20 protein-coding genes and 1 pseudogene are annotated in these 18,652 nt (G+C 67.5%); 17 read left to right on the top strand and 4 right to left on the bottom strand.

The annotated features are described in order from the left end of the window. The first annotated feature begins 252 nt into the window (after positions 1 to 252). Positions 253 to 1,473: a Shedu anti-phage system protein SduA domain-containing protein gene (locus tag ACFYT4_RS06015; protein WP_389265688.1), complete on the top strand. Its 1,221-nt coding sequence runs from the start codon at positions 253 to 255 to the stop codon at positions 1,471 to 1,473. Here the strand turns inward: ACFYT4_RS06015 and ACFYT4_RS06010 are convergent. After that, positions 1,460 to 1,636, bottom strand: a pseudogene (locus tag ACFYT4_RS06010) (DNA-binding protein); the annotation flags it as partial. The gene ACFYT4_RS06015 and the pseudogene ACFYT4_RS06010 sit on opposite strands and share 14 nt — an antisense overlap. A gap of 345 nt (positions 1,637 to 1,981) precedes the next feature. Here ACFYT4_RS06010 and ACFYT4_RS06005 point away from each other — a divergent pair. Beyond that, a complete protein-coding gene (locus ACFYT4_RS06005) occupies positions 1,982 to 4,048 on the top strand; it encodes a TerD family protein (protein ID WP_389265686.1) in 2,067 nt (688 codons plus the stop codon). A gap of 454 nt (positions 4,049 to 4,502) precedes the next feature. Here ACFYT4_RS06005 and ACFYT4_RS06000 read toward each other — a convergent pair whose 3' ends face one another. Further along, the gene (locus tag ACFYT4_RS06000; RefSeq protein WP_389265684.1) at positions 4,503 to 4,961 is read right to left on the bottom strand and encodes a type II toxin-antitoxin system VapC family toxin; all 459 of its coding nucleotides are present in this window, start codon (positions 4,959 to 4,961) and stop codon (positions 4,503 to 4,505) included. Then, positions 4,951 to 5,220, bottom strand: a complete 270-nt coding sequence (locus ACFYT4_RS05995) for a type II toxin-antitoxin system Phd/YefM family antitoxin (protein ID WP_389265682.1) — start codon at positions 5,218 to 5,220, stop codon at positions 4,951 to 4,953. Before ACFYT4_RS05995 ends, ACFYT4_RS06000 begins: the two co-directional genes overlap by 11 nt. 1,881 nt (positions 5,221 to 7,101) lie before the next feature. Here ACFYT4_RS05995 and ACFYT4_RS05990 point away from each other — a divergent pair. Continuing rightward, the gene (locus tag ACFYT4_RS05990; RefSeq protein ID WP_389265680.1) at positions 7,102 to 8,097 is read left to right on the top strand and encodes a DUF4365 domain-containing protein; all 996 of its coding nucleotides are present in this window, start codon (positions 7,102 to 7,104) and stop codon (positions 8,095 to 8,097) included. Positions 8,098 to 8,699: 602 nt separating this feature from the next. Here ACFYT4_RS05990 and ACFYT4_RS05985 read toward each other — a convergent pair. After that, positions 8,700 to 9,794 (bottom strand): DUF1152 domain-containing protein, encoded by a 1,095-nt coding sequence (locus tag ACFYT4_RS05985; protein ID WP_389265678.1) that lies wholly within the window; start codon positions 9,792 to 9,794, stop codon positions 8,700 to 8,702. A 78-nt stretch (positions 9,795 to 9,872) separates the two neighbouring features. Here ACFYT4_RS05985 and ACFYT4_RS05980 point away from each other — a divergent pair, with 78 nt between their 5' ends. The 14 genes from ACFYT4_RS05980 to ACFYT4_RS05915 all read left to right on the top strand — a co-directional run bounded on the left by ACFYT4_RS05980 (position 9,873) and on the right by ACFYT4_RS05915 (position 18,626). After that, on the top strand, positions 9,873 to 10,613 hold the full coding sequence (locus ACFYT4_RS05980; RefSeq protein ID WP_389265676.1) for a GntR family transcriptional regulator: 741 nt from the start codon (positions 9,873 to 9,875) through the stop codon (positions 10,611 to 10,613). Between the two features lie 285 nt (positions 10,614 to 10,898). Further along, entirely contained in the window at positions 10,899 to 11,336 is a 438-nt protein-coding gene (locus tag ACFYT4_RS05975) for an ATP-binding protein (protein ID WP_389265674.1), read from the top strand. Between the two features lie 97 nt (positions 11,337 to 11,433). Next, positions 11,434 to 12,162, top strand: coding sequence for a GntR family transcriptional regulator (locus ACFYT4_RS05970; protein WP_389265788.1), 729 nt, complete (start codon positions 11,434 to 11,436; stop codon positions 12,160 to 12,162). Positions 12,163 to 12,302: 140 nt separating this feature from the next. Further along, positions 12,303 to 12,650 (top strand): hypothetical protein, encoded by a 348-nt coding sequence (locus ACFYT4_RS05965; protein ID WP_389265672.1) that lies wholly within the window; start codon positions 12,303 to 12,305, stop codon positions 12,648 to 12,650. 5 nt (positions 12,651 to 12,655) lie between these two features. Further along, positions 12,656 to 14,008, top strand: a complete 1,353-nt coding sequence (locus tag ACFYT4_RS05960; RefSeq protein WP_389265670.1) for an FtsK/SpoIIIE domain-containing protein — start codon at positions 12,656 to 12,658, stop codon at positions 14,006 to 14,008. Between the two features lie 87 nt (positions 14,009 to 14,095). Continuing rightward, positions 14,096 to 14,296 carry a hypothetical protein gene (locus ACFYT4_RS05955; RefSeq protein ID WP_389265668.1) on the top strand — a complete coding sequence of 67 codons (201 nt, stop codon included), beginning with the start codon at positions 14,096 to 14,098 and terminating at the stop codon, positions 14,294 to 14,296. A 5-nt stretch (positions 14,297 to 14,301) separates the two neighbouring features. Then, on the top strand, positions 14,302 to 14,919 hold the full coding sequence (locus ACFYT4_RS05950; protein WP_389265786.1) for a DUF2637 domain-containing protein: 618 nt from the start codon (positions 14,302 to 14,304) through the stop codon (positions 14,917 to 14,919). Between the two features lie 22 nt (positions 14,920 to 14,941). Further along, positions 14,942 to 15,130 (top strand): hypothetical protein, encoded by a 189-nt coding sequence (locus ACFYT4_RS05945; RefSeq protein ID WP_389265666.1) that lies wholly within the window; start codon positions 14,942 to 14,944, stop codon positions 15,128 to 15,130. Next, on the top strand, positions 15,127 to 15,321 hold the full coding sequence (locus tag ACFYT4_RS05940; RefSeq protein WP_389265664.1) for a mobile element transfer protein: 195 nt from the start codon (positions 15,127 to 15,129) through the stop codon (positions 15,319 to 15,321). The genes ACFYT4_RS05945 and ACFYT4_RS05940 overlap by 4 nt, the downstream gene beginning before the upstream one ends. A 10-nt stretch (positions 15,322 to 15,331) precedes the next feature. Then, complete coding sequence (locus ACFYT4_RS05935; protein WP_389265662.1) at positions 15,332 to 15,526, top strand: hypothetical protein; 195 nt, start codon at positions 15,332 to 15,334, stop codon at positions 15,524 to 15,526. Between the two features lie 14 nt (positions 15,527 to 15,540). After that, the gene (locus ACFYT4_RS05930; protein ID WP_389265660.1) at positions 15,541 to 15,825 is read left to right on the top strand and encodes a SpdD protein; all 285 of its coding nucleotides are present in this window, start codon (positions 15,541 to 15,543) and stop codon (positions 15,823 to 15,825) included. A 151-nt stretch (positions 15,826 to 15,976) separates the two neighbouring features. Continuing rightward, the gene (locus tag ACFYT4_RS05925; RefSeq protein WP_389265784.1) at positions 15,977 to 17,257 is read left to right on the top strand and encodes a replication initiator; all 1,281 of its coding nucleotides are present in this window, start codon (positions 15,977 to 15,979) and stop codon (positions 17,255 to 17,257) included. After that, complete coding sequence (locus tag ACFYT4_RS05920) at positions 17,254 to 17,469, top strand: excisionase family DNA-binding protein (RefSeq protein ID WP_389265658.1); 216 nt, start codon at positions 17,254 to 17,256, stop codon at positions 17,467 to 17,469. Before ACFYT4_RS05925 ends, ACFYT4_RS05920 begins: the two co-directional genes overlap by 4 nt. Beyond that, positions 17,469 to 18,626, top strand: a complete 1,158-nt coding sequence (locus ACFYT4_RS05915) for a tyrosine-type recombinase/integrase (RefSeq protein ID WP_389265656.1) — start codon at positions 17,469 to 17,471, stop codon at positions 18,624 to 18,626. Before ACFYT4_RS05920 ends, ACFYT4_RS05915 begins: the two co-directional genes overlap by 1 nt. Positions 18,627 to 18,652 lie beyond the last annotated feature (26 nt).

The raw sequence follows: 18,652 nt of genomic DNA, 5'->3' as shown, positions 1-18,652 counted from the left end.
GCCGCCGCCGGGGCCTCGCCCGCGGTCCGACCGGACCAGGCCCGGTTGTCAGTGCCCGGTTCTAGGGCGTGTTGCGAAAGTCCCGCCTGGCCTGCGACGCCCAGCACGCACACTCGCTGCGTTGTCGGAATCGCCCAAGTACGTCCAGTACGAGGGCGACCCTCCGCCTTGCGATTGCACGCACCGGACGCCGCAGGCCCCGCCCTCCGGGCGGACGACGCTACTTTCGATACACGCCCTAGGGTGCCCCGCATGGCGACATACCGATCCGGCTTCACGCTCTGGCGCATGGTCGAGGAGGCACGGGAGCTCACCGAGCACGCAGGCGTGCGGGAGCGCCTCGACGCGGTGTCGCACATCATGGGTGGCTACGGCGGGCCGTACGGCAAGGGCAGACGGCTGGTGGACGCCTTGGAGGATGTCGCCCAAGAGGCCCTCCTGCACGAGGACATCGAGTTCGCTCGGCGCTTTCAGCGATTCGCCGCCTACGCCCGGGGCGAACTCTTCCTCGATGTCCTGGAGAACTACTACGACGAGGAGGCGCGGCAGCACAGCGAGGAGTACATGCGGCGGATGGCCGCCCTGGGCGCCGAGCGGGCGGTGGCCGTCCTGGACGTCCTGTGCGACGAGAACCCCGACGCGAGCGCCGCCGATGCCCGTGCCCTCTTCCGCGGTATCGCCCGCTCCACCGAGCACGTGGGCCTCGGGACCGGAGACGGCGGGATCCAGCTGTCCACCAAGTACCTGAAGCGGCTCCAGGCGTACGGGCACATGGAGCTGGTCCTGCGGAACCTGCCTCGACCAGCCTCCGCCGAGACCGCCCGGATGATGAGCGAAGTCCTGGCGGACGCCGACGCGGGACTGCTGGCCCAACTGCTCGAACTGCAGGCCAGGCGAGCCGGCCTCGCCGCGCTGCGCGCCGCGGTGGACGACCCCGACAGCTCCGAGAACGCCCTCCACGCCTGCCTGAAGAACCAGGAATGGATCTCCGGTGGCGCCTACGTGGCCGAGCTGGCACGCCGTCAGTACACCCCGGACACCATTCTCGACATTCCGCTGTTGCGGGGAGACGGATCCCTGCACGTGGTGGAACTCAAGCGCGCCAACGTCGAGAACCTGGTCATCCGGCGCAGCGGCCACCTCATGCTGGGCGCCCCAGCACATCACGCAGTCTCCCAGGCGCAGAACTACCTCCGGGTCATGGACGAGAACCGCCAGACCGTCCTCGCGCGGTACGGCGTCGACACGCGCAGGGCCTCGGCGACGGTCGTGACCGGGCACCCGCGGTACGTGAGCGGGAGCATCACGCCCCGGGAAGTCGCGGAGACGCGCGCCGGCCGAGCACCTCGGGCCCATCACCCGCGCCGGCGTGGACGCCTCCGCTTGGAACAGCTTCCCGACCCGACCCATGTCGACGAGGAGGCGTCGAGGCGCACCTCTGCCGAGAGAGGCCGACGAATCAGAGGGAGATGATCCGGACATGATTTCCGCAGAGTGTTGTCATGCCGTCGGTGTCGGACGTCGGCAGGGCGACAGGTATCGGCTGGCGAAGCGCCACTTCGGCCACGGTGGCGTCGATGGCGTACATGTGGCCGTGCCGTCCGGCTCCCTTGAGGAACTCTGCAGCGGCCTTTGCCTCCCGAGTCCAGGACGACGGTCTCGATGCGCTCACTCATGCCACGTCCGCGTCCTTGGAGGTGCCGGGGGCACCGAAGATCTTCGAAGATCCACCCGATCACCGACCGGAACGGACTCCACGGCGACCCTGGGGGCTTCGTCTCCGGTGAGGAACAACGGTCAGGTAGCGGGCACGTGACACCTGGGCAAGCGCACAGTCGGCCTTTCACCGAATCCAGCTCCTTGTGACGGCTCGGCTGCGCTAGTTTCATGCATGCGCACTGAGTAGGTGCCGCATGACGGAACGAAATGGCTGTGGCTGCCCGGGGAGTGCCCGCTGCGGCCCGTGTGTCCGGGGGGCCACATGCGAGAGATGTCCAAAGGAGCCAACGTCGCTTTGGCGGCCCTGAGCGAGGACAGCGGTGGCGTCATCGTGAGTCTGAGCTGGAGCAGCGCGGAGGGGGACGGCGACGCGGACGTGTCGGTTCTTCTCCTGGGCGACAGCGGCAAGGTCCGCAGCGATTCGGACTTCTATTTCTACAACCACCCGGCCGCAGCAGACGGCAGCGTCCAACTCCTGGGCAAGACACCGACGGACAGCGGTAGTGAGGACCGCATCAGCCTCGACCTGACCGCGGTACCGCTGGACGTCTCCCGCATCGTGGTGGCCGCCAGCCGCGACGACGGCGCCCGCTTCGGCGATCTCCACGACATCCGCCTGACGCTCGCTGACCGTGCGAGTGAGGTTCTGCTCGGCTTCTCCATGGACGACGCGAGCGTGGAGACCGCTTTTGTCTTCGGCGAGCTCTACCGGCGAGGCGAGGAGTGGAAGTTCCGGGCCGTCGGGCAGGGGTACGAGAGCGGGCTGGCAGGTCTCGCCACCGACTTCGGCATCGAAATCGACGACGACGACGAGGGTGAGGAAGAGGCCGCTGACGACACTGGCTCGAAGGGCGTCACCGAGACGGAGGCCCCGAAGGTGGTGACATCAGCGCAGTCGCCTGCTGTCACCGAGGACCCGACGTCTCGTCCCCACCAGAGCGCCGGCGCGGAGTCGGTGCCGCAGAAGACCCAAACACCACGCGCACGAGGTACCCGGACGGTTAAGAAGAAGGTCACGCTGCCCAAGGTGACCAAGAAGTCCCTCGCCGAGAACGACTCGTGGAAACCCGCCCGGCTCTTTCCCGTACCGACTCTCCGGAACGACAAGGAGCGGGAGCTACGGGCCACGTCCGTGCTGCTCTCGGTGATGGCGCAGGTGCCGGAGTTCGGGCGCCGCCTCACAGCGGCGTTCGGTGCCCCTGCCGGCCGCATGCAGACCTTCACCGAGGTCTCGTTGCCCCATGGCGACAGCCCCAGGCGCCCGGACGGGGTGATCCGGGTCGAGCGAGCCGGGAAGCTGTGGACGGCTCTCGTCGAGACGAAGACCAACGGCAACGCACTCAAGGCCGAACAGGTCCAGGACTACATGGACATCGCGGCCCGTCGCGGTTACGAGGCCGTGATCACTCTGTCGAATGACGTGGCTCTGGAAGGCAGTCCGCTGGTCGACGTCAAGATCGACGGCCGGCGTAAGCACAAGGTCACGCTGTGGCACCTGTCATGGGCGGAGGTGGCGCACCAGGCGCAGATGCTGATCCGCCACGAGGGTGTCGGCAACGCCGCGCACGCCTGGCTGCTGCACGAACTGCTCCACTACCTCCAGCACGAGAACTCCGGCTGCCACGGCTTTCAGAACATGGGCCCGGCGTGGGTCCCGGTTCGCAACGGCATCGAGGCGGAGACCCTCTCCCAAGGGGACCCGCGCGCCCTCCAGGTGGTGGCGAGCTGGGAGCAGCTCATCCGTCAGATCTGTCTTCGGCTGGGCGGGGAACTGGGCCAGAAGGCTCTGCCCGTACAGCGGGTCAGTCGCGGCACCGACCCGGGCTCAAGGAGGGCCGCGCTCGCCGACCGACTGTGCGCGGAAGGCCGCCTGTCCTCGGAACTGCGCATCGACGGAACAACGGGAGTCTTCACGATCGCGGCCGACCTGCGGACCTCGAAGCTGCGTACGTCCGTCGACATCCCGGTACCTGAAGGGGGTTACCCGCTCACCTCGGCCAAGCGCCTGATCCGATCACTGGCCGAGGCGCCGGCGGACCTCCATGTGGAGACGTTGGTGGAGACCGGCAACGGCCCACGGGGCACGCTGGAGCGGCTACGCCCCGAGCCGGGTGATCTGCTTCCCCGGGACGGGGCCCCGATAACCGGGTTTCGCCTCTCGCTCTTCAAAGGCATGGGAGGCACCCGGGGCGCCACGGAATCGGGCTTTATCCGGAGCGTCGACGCCGCCATCGACCGTTTCTACGGCAGCGTCGTCACCCACCTGGGCCCCTTCGACCGCCGCCACCCCCGCCGCCCCCAGCCCGCCGATCCGGCACCGGCCGGCTGACTCCGGAACCGCCTCGCGCGCCACGTCCGCCACCACATCGCGCGCCTCCGCCGGATCCTTCCGGGGAAGGTGAACACGGAGGGCAGGCCGACCCTTGAGAGATCAAGACAAGGGCGAAGCCCCAGGTCTCTGACCTGGGGCTTCGATCAAGAGCGGGTGACGAGAAACGAACTCGCGCTCTGAGCTTGGGAATCAATGGCGTCCGGCCGTCAAGCGTGTCTTTGACCAGCTGAAACGTCGCACAGTTGTGCTGTGGGCCGAGGATGGGACGCATCGGTGGGGACCGTTGCTCGCCGCTATGAATGGCATGTACTGGCACGGTCGGCAACCGCGAGGCTCTGCGAACCCTCAAGGTTGATGACGGCCGCGCCGGGCGACCCGTCGCTGTCTGCCCTGCCCTTCTGGCGCGAGGGATGTCTGCTTTCGTTGCGCCCTGCCGCTGGCCTGATGTCGTTCATCGGTCGTGGAGCACAGCCGGTCGATTAACGGGGACGACGGTGAGCAGGCCCTCCAGCCCTGTGAAGTCGTCGGGGTTTGTTGTGAAAAGAGGTAGGTCCGCCGCGACGGCGATCGCCGCGATCATCAGGTCGGCCACTCGGCGCCGGGGCTTGCGGCCGGCTCCGATCACGGCCGCGCACACCCTGCCGTAGATACGGGCCGCCTCAGCGTCGAACGGAAGGGGATCGAACTCGTTCTCGGCACGTTGCAGGACATCCAGTCGGGCCGCGCGTTCGGCGTACTCGTCGTAGTCGTCCTGCTCCTCGTTCCGCCGCACCTCGTGGGGACCGGCCGAGAGCTCCGCGAGGGTGATGGCGCTGATCGCGACCTCTGCGGGCAGTTCTTCCGGGTCTACCCACCTGCGCAGAATCATGATGTTGGTGTCAAGCAGGCCCTGCTGGTGTTCAGCGACCATAGGGATCGTCCGGCTCCTGCTCGGCGGTGGCGCTCTGATCGGCTCGGAAGGCATCGAGGGAGATGTCGGGCGCAGTGCGGGACATCGCCGCGAACTCGCCGCGAGGGACGAACCGCCGACGTCGCCGGAGGGGGATCAGCTCACCGATCTGGTGGCCGTCCCGGGTGACGGTGAAGGACTGCCCTCCCTGAACAGCGTCCATGATCTCTTTCGACCGATTGCGGAGATCGCGCTGAGTGATCTCGTGCTGGGCTGCCATGGCTCCACGATAGCCCCATGTGCTACCTGGTGCTACGCCGTGCCCGGGCTGGGCGCAGCAGACATGACAACGGTGACTCCGTACTCCCGAGCGCTCCAGGTGAAGAAGCCTCGCTCTCTCCGTTCGTTCACGTCGGGATTGTTGAGCCGTGTCGGCGCGGTTACCGCGGTGCGCGACGGTCGCAAGGCGTACGGGCTGCTCAAGGCCATCATGGAGACGGCTGTCGACGATGAGCTGATCCGCCGGACCCCGTGCCGGATTGGCTCGCTGATTATGCGGAGAAGGGGCCGGACGGGCTGCTGTTCGTGGGGGAGCGGGGGACGCCGTTCCGGAGGTCCACCTTCGGGCGGAAGTGGCGCAAGGCACCCAGGCCGCCGACCCCGGGGCTTTCTGTCTGGAGCGGGTGACGATAATCGAACTCGCGCTCTGAGCTTGGGAATCAGAGCTTCTTCGCTGGCCAATTGGGCGCTGACCTGGGCGAACAGTCGACGTGTCGCCTGCCGGGCTCGTCGCCATTCACCGTGGTTTCCCGCTGTTCTCCGCCTGATCTGGTGCGCTTGTGGTGCGGCCGTGGTGCGCTCTCCAAGACCGCACCGCTTTCAGGGCCGTAGCTTTACAGAGATGTGTCACCAAGAGTCATGTGCTGCTTCCGCTCATGCGCCTGCGTTCTCGGCAACGCAGACGTACATGGGCGGTTGCGCACCGCCCTCGTTCGGAAAGTCCAGGACACCGGGATAGGTCATCCTCGTGCCTGGATAGGACCCCTCGCAGTACTGGGGCCTGTCCGAGAAGACAGAGGTGCCGTCCGCCTGAATCACCTGTCCGTCCGAGCCGACCAGGTAGGCACCGCACTGGTAGCCCGCCGCGTTCATAAGAAGGGTGGCGTCTTTCCCTGCGCCATCGCTGCTGCCCGTCCATGCGAGACAGTAGGTGGCTCCGGGATCTCCTCCGGTGGCTGGCTGAGAGATGATGTGGATGGCCTGGAGAGGCACGGGGCCGCCACACAGTCCCTCGATGCCCTCTACATGCCAAGGTGCGCCAGGAACACAGACATCGGCTGTCGACTTGCAGGCAGCTGGGCCTTCAGGCGTCTTGTAGGTCACCGGGATGCACGATGGCGATGCGCCTGCAGAGCCGGTCGGCGGGGTACTCAAAGGGGAAGAGGTCGGCTTTGGGGTTGTCGGAGAGGTTCTAGTGTTCCCGTGTTCGGCCTCTGCGGCGCCGCGTGGTGCCTGGGGACGCGCCTTTCCGTCGGGAGCGCGACCCGATCCTGTCTGTTGGTGCAGAACCACGGCCAGGCAGACGCCAAGAACGGCTGCAACCGCGCCCCCGGTCATCGTCGCCTTCCAAGGGAACTGCGCCGGTCGGGAGGCTGCTTCGTCGCGGATGACGGGGATGCTCTCCAGCGTGTCCCCGTTGTGAAACGCAAGCACTTCATCGGGGCGCGGTGGTCGCTGCGGTGCTGGTGGTGTGCTCACGGTCCCCCCTGATTGCTGTGCGTGACGGTCACGGTAGGACACCTCAGGCGCATTCCAGGCGGATTGGTTGGAAGCGCAACATTTTCGTGATACGTCTGCACCGGCGACCTGCCGGTCCGGGGAGCGAGATGCGAAACCGGCCCCACCACGTTGCCGAGCCAGTTGCACGCTTTCCAACTGTCCGCGCGGGCCGTCCGAGGGCGTTTCGTAGAGGTTCAAGGGACAGGCCGGAGGGGGTGCGTGTGCGGCGGTGAACGGGGGCGGCCATCTGTGCACTGGACAAAGATCAGGACAACGCAGGACATGGAACCGGCCAAGTCAGTGTGCGGCTGGGCGGTTGCGATTGGCCCTGGTTGTCAGCGGATGCCGCTAGTCTGACGAAGACTGATTTCAGGGGGTCTGGGTGTCAACTGTTCGCGCCAGTCGAAAGATTGAGAGGGCGGGCGTCAACGCCCTGCGTTCACTCCTTGAGGAGCATGACCACATCGTTCAGGAGATCGATGGCGGCAACGATCACGGCGAGGACATGATCGTAAACTTCACCCGCGCTGGTAAGAGAACACCTTACTGGATCGCCATTCAGGTGAAGAGTGGAAAGAAGTACAAGCGGGCCCATGGGTATGCCATTCCTGTTGAGGACCACTTCGAGGATTGGCGGCAGAGTCGCATCCCGATTCTTGGTGTCGTTTATGACATGAAGAAGAGGGAATTGTTCTGGGTTAATCTCACTGAACAGTTAAGGGTCGTAGATAAAAGCCCCGGATGGGTCCAAGTGGCAAGAGCCTCTCTGCTTAACTCCGGGACAATCGATGACTTCTACGCGGAAGTAGCTAATTACGCTGGTGAAGAGAGGATGCGTATCCGTGCGAACACTGAAGAAGAAGCGCTGACGGAAGCGGTTCGGGCTAGGCGGGGGCTAGATCCCTTAACTGCGCCCAATCCCTTGTATGAGGGCCTAGCGAACTTGGCCCTTCGCCATGAGGAACGCCTCAAGGGTATTCGCAGGAACCTGATCAGATCGCTGCCAATTCAGATCCTGATTATACTCATGCTGGTGGCGTGGCCGTATCAGATTCGCTTTGTTGAGGGTTCCTCAGACATGAGTCCTGTGCTGTGGGTATCCAACCTATACGTGTTCTTGCTCGTAATGGCTCTAACTGTATTTTTTGAGTTCAGGGCGGGCAGGATTCCCCTCGAAACGGGGAAGTGGCTGTGGCTGATCACCGCCAACTTTCTCTGGCTTCCTGTGGTGGATTCTGACGGAGATCCTGGATGGTGGGGAACTTTTTGGATCTTGGCTGGAGTGTTTGTGCCTTCCTTTGGAAACAAGCTGCTATTCATTACGTTCATTAGATTCGCAATGGACCGAATAAGGTTGCAGCGTGAGGCAGGCGTCTGACACCTGTGGCCCGAGAGACGGGAGAGCGGAGATCTGAATTCGGGGTGCATGGTCGCGAGACGTGGAAGACTTGATTGTGTGACGCGTCCGGACGTCCGCGAGGTCCTGGAAGGGGAAGGCGCGTGCCGCAGGCCAGTCCGCGAGGTGCGTATCTGGTCATTGCCGAGACGTTGCGAAAGGAGATTCAAACGGAGACTGGAAGCGACACGTTGCCTTCAGAGACCGACCTCATGAGCACACACGGTGTGTCCCGGAACACCATCCGTCACAAGCAGGTCGACGGAGCGGCTTTGGGCGGGAGCTGCCATGGGGCGAGAGATCGGGGGCCCGTAAGCTTCCGCGGCTCGGGCGGTCTGTGGACCTGCCCGCTGTTGGTCCGAGTGGGCCCCCGGTCTTCGAGGCTCGCCCCATGGTGGCTGCCTAAAGCCGTGGAGCCGACCCCCAGCGACAGAGGGGTTAACCCTCCTGGGCCTGCAGCTTGTCGCGCGGGCCGGCCGGGCCGGGGCCGGAGTGGGGCGGAGACAGGAACGGCGGGCCCGGCCCGGCCGGGCCGCGTGCGACGCGCTTGCGCGGCGCCTTGAAACCGTAGAGAAAGTTGTTACTCAGGCTGTTGGTGGGATGTGCCAGAGCGGGGCTGCGTATTGCTCCGGGTGGCTGTCGAGCAACAGGGCCTTGAGGGTTTCGCGCTGGGCGCCGTGGAGGTTGAGAGCTTCGGCCAGGCGGCGGAAGGTGGTGTGGCTGATCCTTCGGGATCGTGCCTGGTGCTCGAACTCGGTGACCTGGTCGAGAGTTGCCTTGGGGTCGAGTTCCTGTGCCTGCTGGGTGCCGAGCCAGGTTGCCTTGTTGCGTTCGTAGTCGATTTCGGAGAAGCCGCAGATTTCCCGGCTGAGTTGTTCTGCTTCGGCGAGGGTGGTGGTGGATGCGGTGGCGCGGGCGAGGCGGTTGCGGGTGAACGCGTTGTCAAGGTCGACTTCGTGGACCGTGGGGCCCTCGTCGGTGAGGGGGACGGGGAGGCCAGCGTCTCGGACTTCGCACAGGCCGCGGATGCCTCGGGCCGTGGCTGCGAGCATCGCCGTCGCCTCTGAGGGGTGCCACTGAAGGATCCCGTCAACAGGGTCCACGTGTTCGGGCGCCAGGGTGACGATGTTCCGGCCTAGCAGTCGACGGAGCGTCCCCGCGCCAATCTCGCCGTCCAGACCGGGGCCTGCGATCAGGAGCCGTACAGGGAAGTCGAGCTGGCAGCAGGCGGCCAACGTGAGCGCGTCGGCGAGCGGGCTGCGAAGTGTAGGCTCGCCGCCCTTGGCGAGGATGTCTCCGCCTACGTCGAGCAGGTCGATGGACTCGGGCTCAAGGTGCTCGACCAACGAGGTGAGCTGAGCGGCGATGCCCTGGGCGCCGTGGCGGGGATCGATCAGGGTGATCGTCTGGGGGAGTTCCCGTGCCAGGCGGGGGAGCGTGGAGCCTGCCGGGGGTACGGGCTCGGTGTCGGCCGTGACCACCTGGACGTGAGGGGTCAGGGTGCGGAGTCCGGTGAAGTCGTCCGGGCTGCGGGGGCCGGGTACCGGGTCGACCAGGAGGCGGTCCCATGCGTAGGTGAGGATGACGGCCGGTTCGTAAGTGCCGTACAGGGCGGCGTCGAGCATCGCGGCGGCGACTGCGTCGCCCCCTCCGCCCGCTGCCACGATCAACCGCGTCACCCGGACAGAGTACCCGTGAGGTCTTCGCCACCCGCCCTATAGTGGCCAGAGGTCTTAGCCACTTGTGGGGAGGTTGCGGTGCCGCAGATCGAGGAAGCACAGCCGAAGTACTTGCAGATCGCTCACTTCATCCGTGATCAGATTCTCCGCGGTGATCTGCGGCCTGGTGACGAGGTTCCGTCGGAGCGGCAGATCGTCGCCTCCTGGGGCGTCTCCCGCCCTACCGCCGCCCGCTCCCTGGAGGCTCTGAAGCAGCAGGGATTCGTCGAGAAGCGCCAGGGGTCGGGGACATATGTCCGGGGCCTGGAGGTGAACCGTCGTGCGCGGGAGCTGTACGGGCGGGCGCGGCAGACCGGGAAGATCTACACGCCTGGTGAGTATGCCGTCATCACGTCGGCCGGCTGGATGGATGCGCCGGACCATGTCGCCGAAGCGCTTGGCCTGGTCAAGGACCGCCGGGCGGTCCACCGGCGCCGGGTGACCAAGAACGAGAGCGGTCCGATCACCATCTCGACCTCGTGGTTCGGGCCGGACGTCGGCCACCGTGCGCCGAAGCTGCTGGACCCGGAACGCATCAGGGAAGGCACCCTGCTGTACGTCGAGAACATGACGGGCAGGCAGGGGAGTTACGCCGAGGACCGCATGTGCGCCCGTGCGGCGACGGCCGACGAAGCCGCGGACCTCGACCTGGGCCCGGCATCACCGGTGCTGATCGTCCATCACGTGGTGTACGACCTTCAGGACCAGCCGCTGGAGTTCGCGGAAGCCACCTACCCGCCGAACCGCTGGGCCTTCGAACAGGGCTACCCGCTCACCTGAGTTGCCTTCGCTCGGTCACCCGAACCGCTTGCGGATCGAAGTGGCCAATGCCACTATCCAGTAAGTGGCTAATGCCACTTCGATCCAGAGGGGGCGCGGTGTGGTCGGTCGACGGTTAGGGAGCGGCAAGCGGCCTCCCTGTGCTGCCTGCCGAGGGCGCGGGTGGAAGCTCGTCAGCTCCCGTGCGGCCCTGGCATCCGCCGCCGCGAACGAGCGAGTTCGCACGACTGCCAGGCGGCGTTGCGTCGACTGCGACGGCACCGGCCTGGGGGAGGAGTAGTACGTATGCAGGACAACCGCGAGGGCCCGCACGCTGCGGACGGCGTACAGCTCGGGGCCATGACGCTCTATCCCATGCCGGAGTCGGTGCCCCGGGCCCGGCGCTGGTTCCGTAAGTTCGTCGACCCGTCCGGCCTGGCGTGCTCGATGGACGACTGTCTTCTGATGATCTCCGAACTGGTCACCAACGCCGTGATGTACGGCCGGGCCGAGGAGGAGTGGCGCGTACGCCTCGACTGGTGGCGCGACGGCGGTTCCCTCCGTGTCAACGTCCACAACCCCGGTGCCCCTGCCGCTGTCCGCATGTCCTGCCCGTCCGATCAGGATGTTCACGGGCGCGGGCTGCGACTGGTCGACGAGCTGTCGGACAGCTGGTCCGTTGCGCCGAGTCCGTACGGCGGCACGATGGTGTCCTTCGTCGTCCACAAGGCGTGGCCGGAGTAGCGCGGCCCCGCTTTCACGCATGGGTGGTATCCATCTCTCACGGCTGATGGATAGGCTGGTTGACCAGTTGACTGGTCAGATCGGGACGGTGGCAGCGATGGCGTACGAGGTGGAGCCACCGAAGTACGTGCGCTTGGCGCAGACGATTCAGGGCCGGATCGAGGACGGCACCTATCCGCCCGGCTCGCGCGTCCCCAGTGAGAATCAGCTCGTCCAGGCGTTCGGGATGTCCCGGCCGACCGTCGTACGCGCTCTGGAGCTGCTGAAGCGGGACGGCTGGCTGGAGTCGCGCCAGGGTTTCGGGACCATCGTGCGGGGCCGCCCGGAAGTGGTCGAGCAGCGGGACCGTCGTGGCCGGGCCGTGCTGGAGCGGGACGAGTCCCGTACGCCGGGGCGTCTGGTGCATGTCGGGCCGGTGCCCGTACCTTCCCGGGTCGCCTCGGCTCTGGGTGTACCGAAGCGGGCCGAAGTCCTCGTGCGGCGGGTGCTTGTGGAGGAAGAGGGGGAAGTCGTCGAGCTGGTGTCCTCGTACTTCCCCGCCGGCCTGAGTGACGGTACCGACCTGACCGCGTCCTCGCCGCTCGGCCAGAGCGCGCGCACGCTGCTGGAAGCCCGCAGGAAGGTGCGGTTCGACCACGTCACGGAACGCGTCTCCGCGCGGCTCGCCACCGGGGACGAAGCCCGGCTGCTCGGTATGCCCGAGAGTGCCCCCGTGCTCAGCGTGCTCGTGGTCGCTGCCGACGTTTCGGGGCAGGCGTTGCAGGTCGTCGACATCGTCCTGCCGGCCGACCGGCATGAACTCGAAGACGTCTACCGCCTCAACTGACCTGCGAAAAACCGTAGTTGCGATCGGCATTGCTCCAAAACTCCACTTGACAAGTCAACTTGGCAACTCTAGCTTCGAACTTGCTAAGTCAACCTGTCGGGAAGTGCCTGGCGGGTGACACAACCTCCAAGGAGACAGCTGTGCGTGTGATCCGAGTGGACACGTCTTCGGCGACGGTCCTGCTGACCGAGGCTCCCTCGCCCAAGGTGAAGGACCGGCAGACCGGTGAGATCGCCAAGGACGCCCAGACCGGCGAAAGCCTGATGACCGTGGGCGTCGTCTACATCGACGAAGGGGAGTCGGCGCTCATGGCGGTGACGATCCCGGAGAGCGGAGTCACTGACGGGCTGGTCGTCGGGTCCCCGGTGTCGCTGCCTGGGCTCGTCGCCCGGCCGTGGGAGTCCGTCTTCAACGGGCAGGCCCGGCACGGCATCGCCTACCGGGCGACCGCCCTGGTTCCCGGTGTCTTCGCCGTGCGGGAAGGCTGATAGCCGTGGCGGACCTGCTGCTGTGGGCCGGGCTCTGCGGGGCGCTGGTCGCCCTCGGGGCCTACGCCCGCACCGCGCATCCGGCGGCGTTCTGGTTGGCGGTCGGGCTGCCGTTCTCGGTGGTCCGGCTGCTGGTCACGTACGGCTCGGTCATGGACGCCTGCGGGCTGACGGTTCGGCCGTCCCGGCTGCGGGCTCTGGCCGTGCGGGTGACCACGCGGCGGGAGGTCCGTCCCGTACCGCCTCGCCGTGGGCTGCTGCGGCCGACCTCGACGGGCCTGCGGGTACGGCTCCGCCTCGCGCCCGGCCAGGACCCGGCCGACGTGGCCGCTTCCTGCGAGCGGCTGCGGCACGCCTGGGGCGTCCATGCCGTGCACGTCCGGGACATCAAGCCCGGCGTCGTCGAACTGCGGCTCGTCGGCTACGACGTGCTGCGGAAGGTCCGGATGCCGAAGCCGACCGGTGGCGGACTCCTGGCGGTACCGGTGGCGTTACGGGAGGACGGGACCGCGTTCGTACGCGACTACCGGGCCATACCTCACCAACTGGTACTCGGGGCAACGCTGTCGGGGAAGTCGATGTTCCTGCGGAATCTGCTGGTGGGGCTGGCGGCGGGGCCGGTCGCCCTGGTCGGGATCGACTGCAAGCGCGGGGTCGAGCTGGCGCCGTTCGCCGCCCGGCTGTCCGCGCTGGCGACCGACCCGGACCAGGCCGCTGAGCTGCTGCCCGTACTCGTGAAGGAAATGAAGGACCGGTACGACCTGATCAAGTCCCACCAGGACGGCACCGAGCAGATCACCTCGGACGTGTGGGGCCTGCCGGACGAGATACGGCCGGTGCCGATCGTGCTCGTCGTCGACGAGGTGGCGGAACTGTTCCTCGTCGCCACCCGCAAGGAAGAGGAGCGGCGGGACGAGATGGTCACCCAGTTGATCCGGCTCGCTCAGCTCGGGCGCGCGGCCGGCATCTATCTGGAGGTGTGCGGGCAGCGCTTCGGGGCGGAGCTGGGCAAGGGGGCCACGATGCTCCGGGCTCAGCTCACCGGGCGGGTCTGCCACCGGGTGAACGACGAAGCCTCGGCCAAGATGGCGCTCGGGGACATCGCACCGGAAGCGGTCTTCGCCGCCTCGGCCATCGCCCCCGAACTGCCCGGCCTCGCCGTCGTCGGCGACTCCTCGGGCGGCTGGTCCCGCATCCGTACGCCGTCCCTCTCCCTCGCCGCCGCTGCCGCGACCTGCCGCGATACGGCACACCTCACCCCGGACGTACCGGCGCTGGAGCCCTTCCGCCCGGTCGTCCCGACACCGCCGGAAACGGCTTCCACCGCCGTGATCAACGCTCGTCCGGCCACCGGCTGACCAACTCTCTCAACGGCCGGCGCGACCGCCTCGCACCACGTCCCTACCCCTCCCATGCCCGAAACCGGACCAAGGACGTGATCAGAAGTGTCCGAACGCCCCTCCGCTGATGAGATCGCCGCCTTCCTGGCGGATGTCAGGGCCCCTCGCACCACACGTGCGGAACTCGGGGAGCTGGCGGCCCGTAAGGCGGAGCTGCTGGAACGGATCGCCGCGGCCATGCCGGGTGACGAAGAGGCGGAGGACGTCGCACGCCTCGCGCGCGCCGCTGCCGACAAGAAGCGGTGAGAAGCGTGCGCCTGCTGCCCTTCCGGATCGACGCGGTACTGATCCAAGCGGTGATCGCCGCCGCCCTGTCCTTCGCGCACCTGCACGACCTGGCGGTCGCCGCCGGACAGTCCGGCTGGAAGGCATGGGCGTATCCCGTCAGCGTCGACCTGCTCATGGTCGCTGCCTGGCGGCGCATCCGCTCCGGCGGGGCCAAGGCGTCCGGCTGGTGCTGGTTCTTTGTCGCACTCGCCGCGAGCCTCGGGGCGAACGTCGCCACCGCCGGGCTCCTCGACCTCGACGACGTCCCGGCCTGGCTCCGCATCCTCGTGGCGGGCTGGCCCGCGGTTGCCTTCCTCGGCGGCACGCTCCTCGCCCACGGAACCGACCGTGCGGAACCTGCGACGGAACCCGAGCCACAGCCGGAACCGCTGCCCGAACCGCCTGCCGTCGAGCCGACACCCGCACCGGAACCCGTACAGCCTTACCCGCCCGTTCCCGCCGCCCTCGTCGACCACGCCCGCAAGATCGCCACCGAACACCACGCCCGTACCGGGGCGCCCATCGATACGGCCACCCTTCGCGCCCGCCTCGGCGTACCGGCTCCGCTCGCCGAAGCCATCGCCTCCCGACTCGCCAACTGACCTCGTCCACAAGGAACAGCCCTTGCGACCGTCCACCCTCCGCGCACTCCAGCGCGCGGCCGAACTCACCCGGCAGAACCACTTCAGCGAAGCCCTGCTCATCGCCGAACCGGTGATCCTCAACGCCGACGAACAGGAAGGCGCCGAGATCCGCCGCTGGCTCATCGACCACACCAACGACTTCATCCAAGAAGGGAAACCCCGCCCGTGACCACCTCGAACCGCCGCTTCCGCCGAGTCGTCCACATCGGACCCGTACAAGTCGGGACCTCGTACGACACCCGTGGCCGCGAGAAGCACACCGCGGCCTGCACGGCTCCCCGCTGCGGCTTCTCGGCCGAATACGACAGCCGAGCCGCCGCCGAACTGGCAGCCCGTACCCACCGCTGCGCCGTCCGCTGAGGAGACAGCCGTGACCGTGAGTCTTCCGCTCGTCGCCGTCCTGGGCGTCATCGCCTGGGCCGCGATCAAGTTCCTCGGCATCCGCCTGTGGGTCGCCGTCGTGATCGCCCTCTTCGGCTTCTGGCTCTCCCACACCTTCCTCGCCCCCGCGATCGAGTCGGGCAGCAAGTCTGGCGTCGACATCGTCAACGGCTCCACCAAGTAAAAGGAGGACCAGCCATGTTGCTCCGCCCGAAACTGCCCGACGCGCCGCCCGTCCCCACTGCCGTTCACATCGCGGCCCCGATTCACCCGGCCGTGACGGCGTGCGCCTGCCAGCACCACGCGCCTGCGCCGGTCGCGCCCGGCCGGCAGATCGCACCCTGGGTCGGCGCTGCCGCCGCCGTGGCCGTGCTCGGTGTCGTGCTCACCGCGCTGCTGGCCACCGTCGCCCTGACAGCCGTTGCCGTCTCCATCGCGGCCCTGGTCCTGCGCTCCTTGCTCACCGGAGCGCACAAGCGCTGACCCGCCTGCCGGGGCGGCCTCGATACCGCCAAGCATCCGCCGCCCCGGCAGGCGCCGACCTCACGACCGAAGCCGAAAGGACAGCTCCATTACTACCGGACGCACACCCGTCCCACTCGCCGAACTGGGCACGCTCGCCGCCCTCGGAACACTGCCCGCCCTCGTACGACAGCTGCGCGGCCTCGGCGGCTGCGCCAACCCGATCCGCCTCGACGGTCACCGCACCGAACACGAACTCGACACCCGGACCGGAGAGATCGGCCGCGTCCTCCACCACCTCGACTCCGGGGACCTTCCGGCCGGAAGCCTGCTCATCCGCTGCAACAACCGCCGGACCACCCGCTGTACGTCCTGCGCCGAGACCTACCGCCGCGACACGTACCACCTGATCACCGCCGGTCTGCGGGGCGGCAAAGGCACCCCCGAGACCGTGGCCACGCACCCCCGGGTGTTCGCGACCTTCACGGCTCCGGGCTTCGGCCCGGTCCACAACCGCCCCTCCGGCCGCCCGGCCTGCCGCTGCGGAACCGCCCACACACCCGATGACCCGGCCCTCGGCACACCCCTCGACCCGGAGACGTACGACTACGAAGCCGCCGTGCTCTGGAACGCGCACGCGGGAGCACTCTGGCGGCGGTTCTCCATCTACCTTCGCCGGGAGATCGCCAGGCGTGCCGGACTCACTCAGCGTGACTTCCGCCACCACGCCCGCGTCTCTTTCGCCAAAGTCGCCGAATACCAGCGGCGCGGGGCCGTGCACTTCCACGCGGTGATCCGCCTCGACGGCCCCGACGGTAGTGACTCCCCGCCCCCGGCATGGGCGACGCCCGAACTCCTCACCGACGCGATCCGCGCCGCCGCTGCCCTGGCGCGAGTGGACGGCCCAGTCGTCGACGGGCGGGCACATGTCTTCGCCTTCGGCCGACAGCTCGACGTACGGGTGATCCGGTCGACGGACTTCGACGGCGGAACGGAGCTGACCGACCGGGCGGTTGCCGCGTACATCGCCAAGTACGCGACCAAGGGCGCCGAAGCCGCGACCGGCACTCTCGACCGGCCGCTGAAGTTCGCCGCCGAACTCGCCCACCTCGACCTCACCGACCACGCCCGCCGACTCATCAACACCGCCTGGACCCTCGGCGCCCGCAAGGACCTCGAACACCTCCGCCTGCGCGCCTGGGCCCACATGCTCGGCTTCCGCGGCCACTTCTCCACCAAATCCCGCCGCTACTCCACCACCCTCGGCGCCCTCCGCGACGCCCGCACCGAATGGCGCCGCGCCCAAGCACTCGACGGCAACGACCGGCCCGAGGAGACGACATACGTCCTCGCCCACTGGTTCTTCGCCGGAACCGGCCTCACCGACACAGAGGAATGGCTGACCGCATCCCTCGAACCCGCCCCCGGCACGGAAGGAGAGCCAACCCGATGACAGAGCGACTTCTCAGCGTGGCCCAGGTCGCCGAACGCCTCGGTACCACCGAGCGCTTCCCGCGCCGCCTGGTCGCCGAGCGCCGGATCACCTTCGTCAAGGTCGGGCGGCATGTCCGCATCCCCGAATCGGCCCTGGCGGGCTTTATCGAGGGCAACACGGTCCAGCCCCTCATCCGTCGCCGATCGAGGCGCTACGGGAGGGCTGCCTGATGGGCAACAAGAAGGGAACCCGCCGTCGTTTCGGCGCCGTGCGTCAGTACCGCTCGGGCAGGTGGACGGCGAGCTACCTCGACAAGGGCGGGCAGGAACACCGGGCGCTGGAGACCTTCGAGACCAAGTCGGCTGCCGAGGTCTGGCTCTCCCAGATCGAAGCGGACCTGACACGCGGCGACTGGCGGGATCCGAACGCCGGAGCGGTCAACTTCGAGGGCTATGCACTGGGCTGGGTCGATGAGCGGGGTCTGTCGGCGACCACCGAAGAGTTGTACCGGCGGCTTCTGCGACTGCACATCCTGCCCACCTTCGGCGGCCTGGACCTCGACGAGATCACGGCTCCTCGTGTCCGCACCTGGCGTGCGGAGCGGCGCAAGGCGACCGGAGAGACGACCGTGGCCAAGTCGTACCGGCTGCTCAAAGCCATCATGGAGACGGCCGCAGATGACGAACTGATCCGGCGGAATCCGTGTCGTATCAGAGGTGCGGGCAAGGAGTCGTCCGCGGAACGGCAGATCGCCACCGTGGACCAGGTCGACGCGCTCGCCGATGCTCTCGGGCCTCGCTGGCGGCTGATGGTCTTCCTCGGGGCATACGGACCGATGCGGCCGGAGGAACTGGCAGAGCTGCGGCGCAACGACGTCGACCTTGATGCGATGACCGTCCGCGTACGCATGGCCGCGCCCGAGTTGACGACCGGTCGCCGTGCTGAGGGGCCGACCAAGTCCGACGCGGGTAAGCGGGTCGTGGTTCTGCCGGCCTTCCTGAGTGTTGATCTCCAACGGCATCTGGCTTGGTACGCGGAGAAAGGGCCGGACGGGCTGCTGTTCGTCGGCGAGCGGGGCAAGCCGTTCCGGCGGTCCACCTTCGGGCGGAAGTGGCGGAAGGCGCGCGGAACCGTCGGCCTTCCTGCTGGCTTCCGCTTCTACGACCTTCGTCACACCGGGCACACCCTGGCGACCCGTTCCGGAGCCACCCTCAAGGACACGATGGTGCGGGCCGGACAGTCGTCCGAGCGGGCGGCGCTGATCTATCAACACTCGGATCTCGACCGTCAGCAGGAAGTCGCGAGCGGGCTCGATCAGCTTGTGCGGGCGGCCCGTCAGAAGGGCCGTGACCGGCCTTCTGGTGCAGATCTGGTGCGCGATGCCTGAAATGGTCTAGACAACAATGAAGGCCC

Source organism: Streptomyces sp. NPDC004609, assembly GCF_042873655.1.
Taxonomy (GTDB): Bacteria; Actinomycetota; Actinomycetes; order Streptomycetales; family Streptomycetaceae; genus Streptomyces.
Note: the sequence above shows the minus strand (reverse complement) of the source record. Positions and strands in the feature narration are given on the sequence as shown.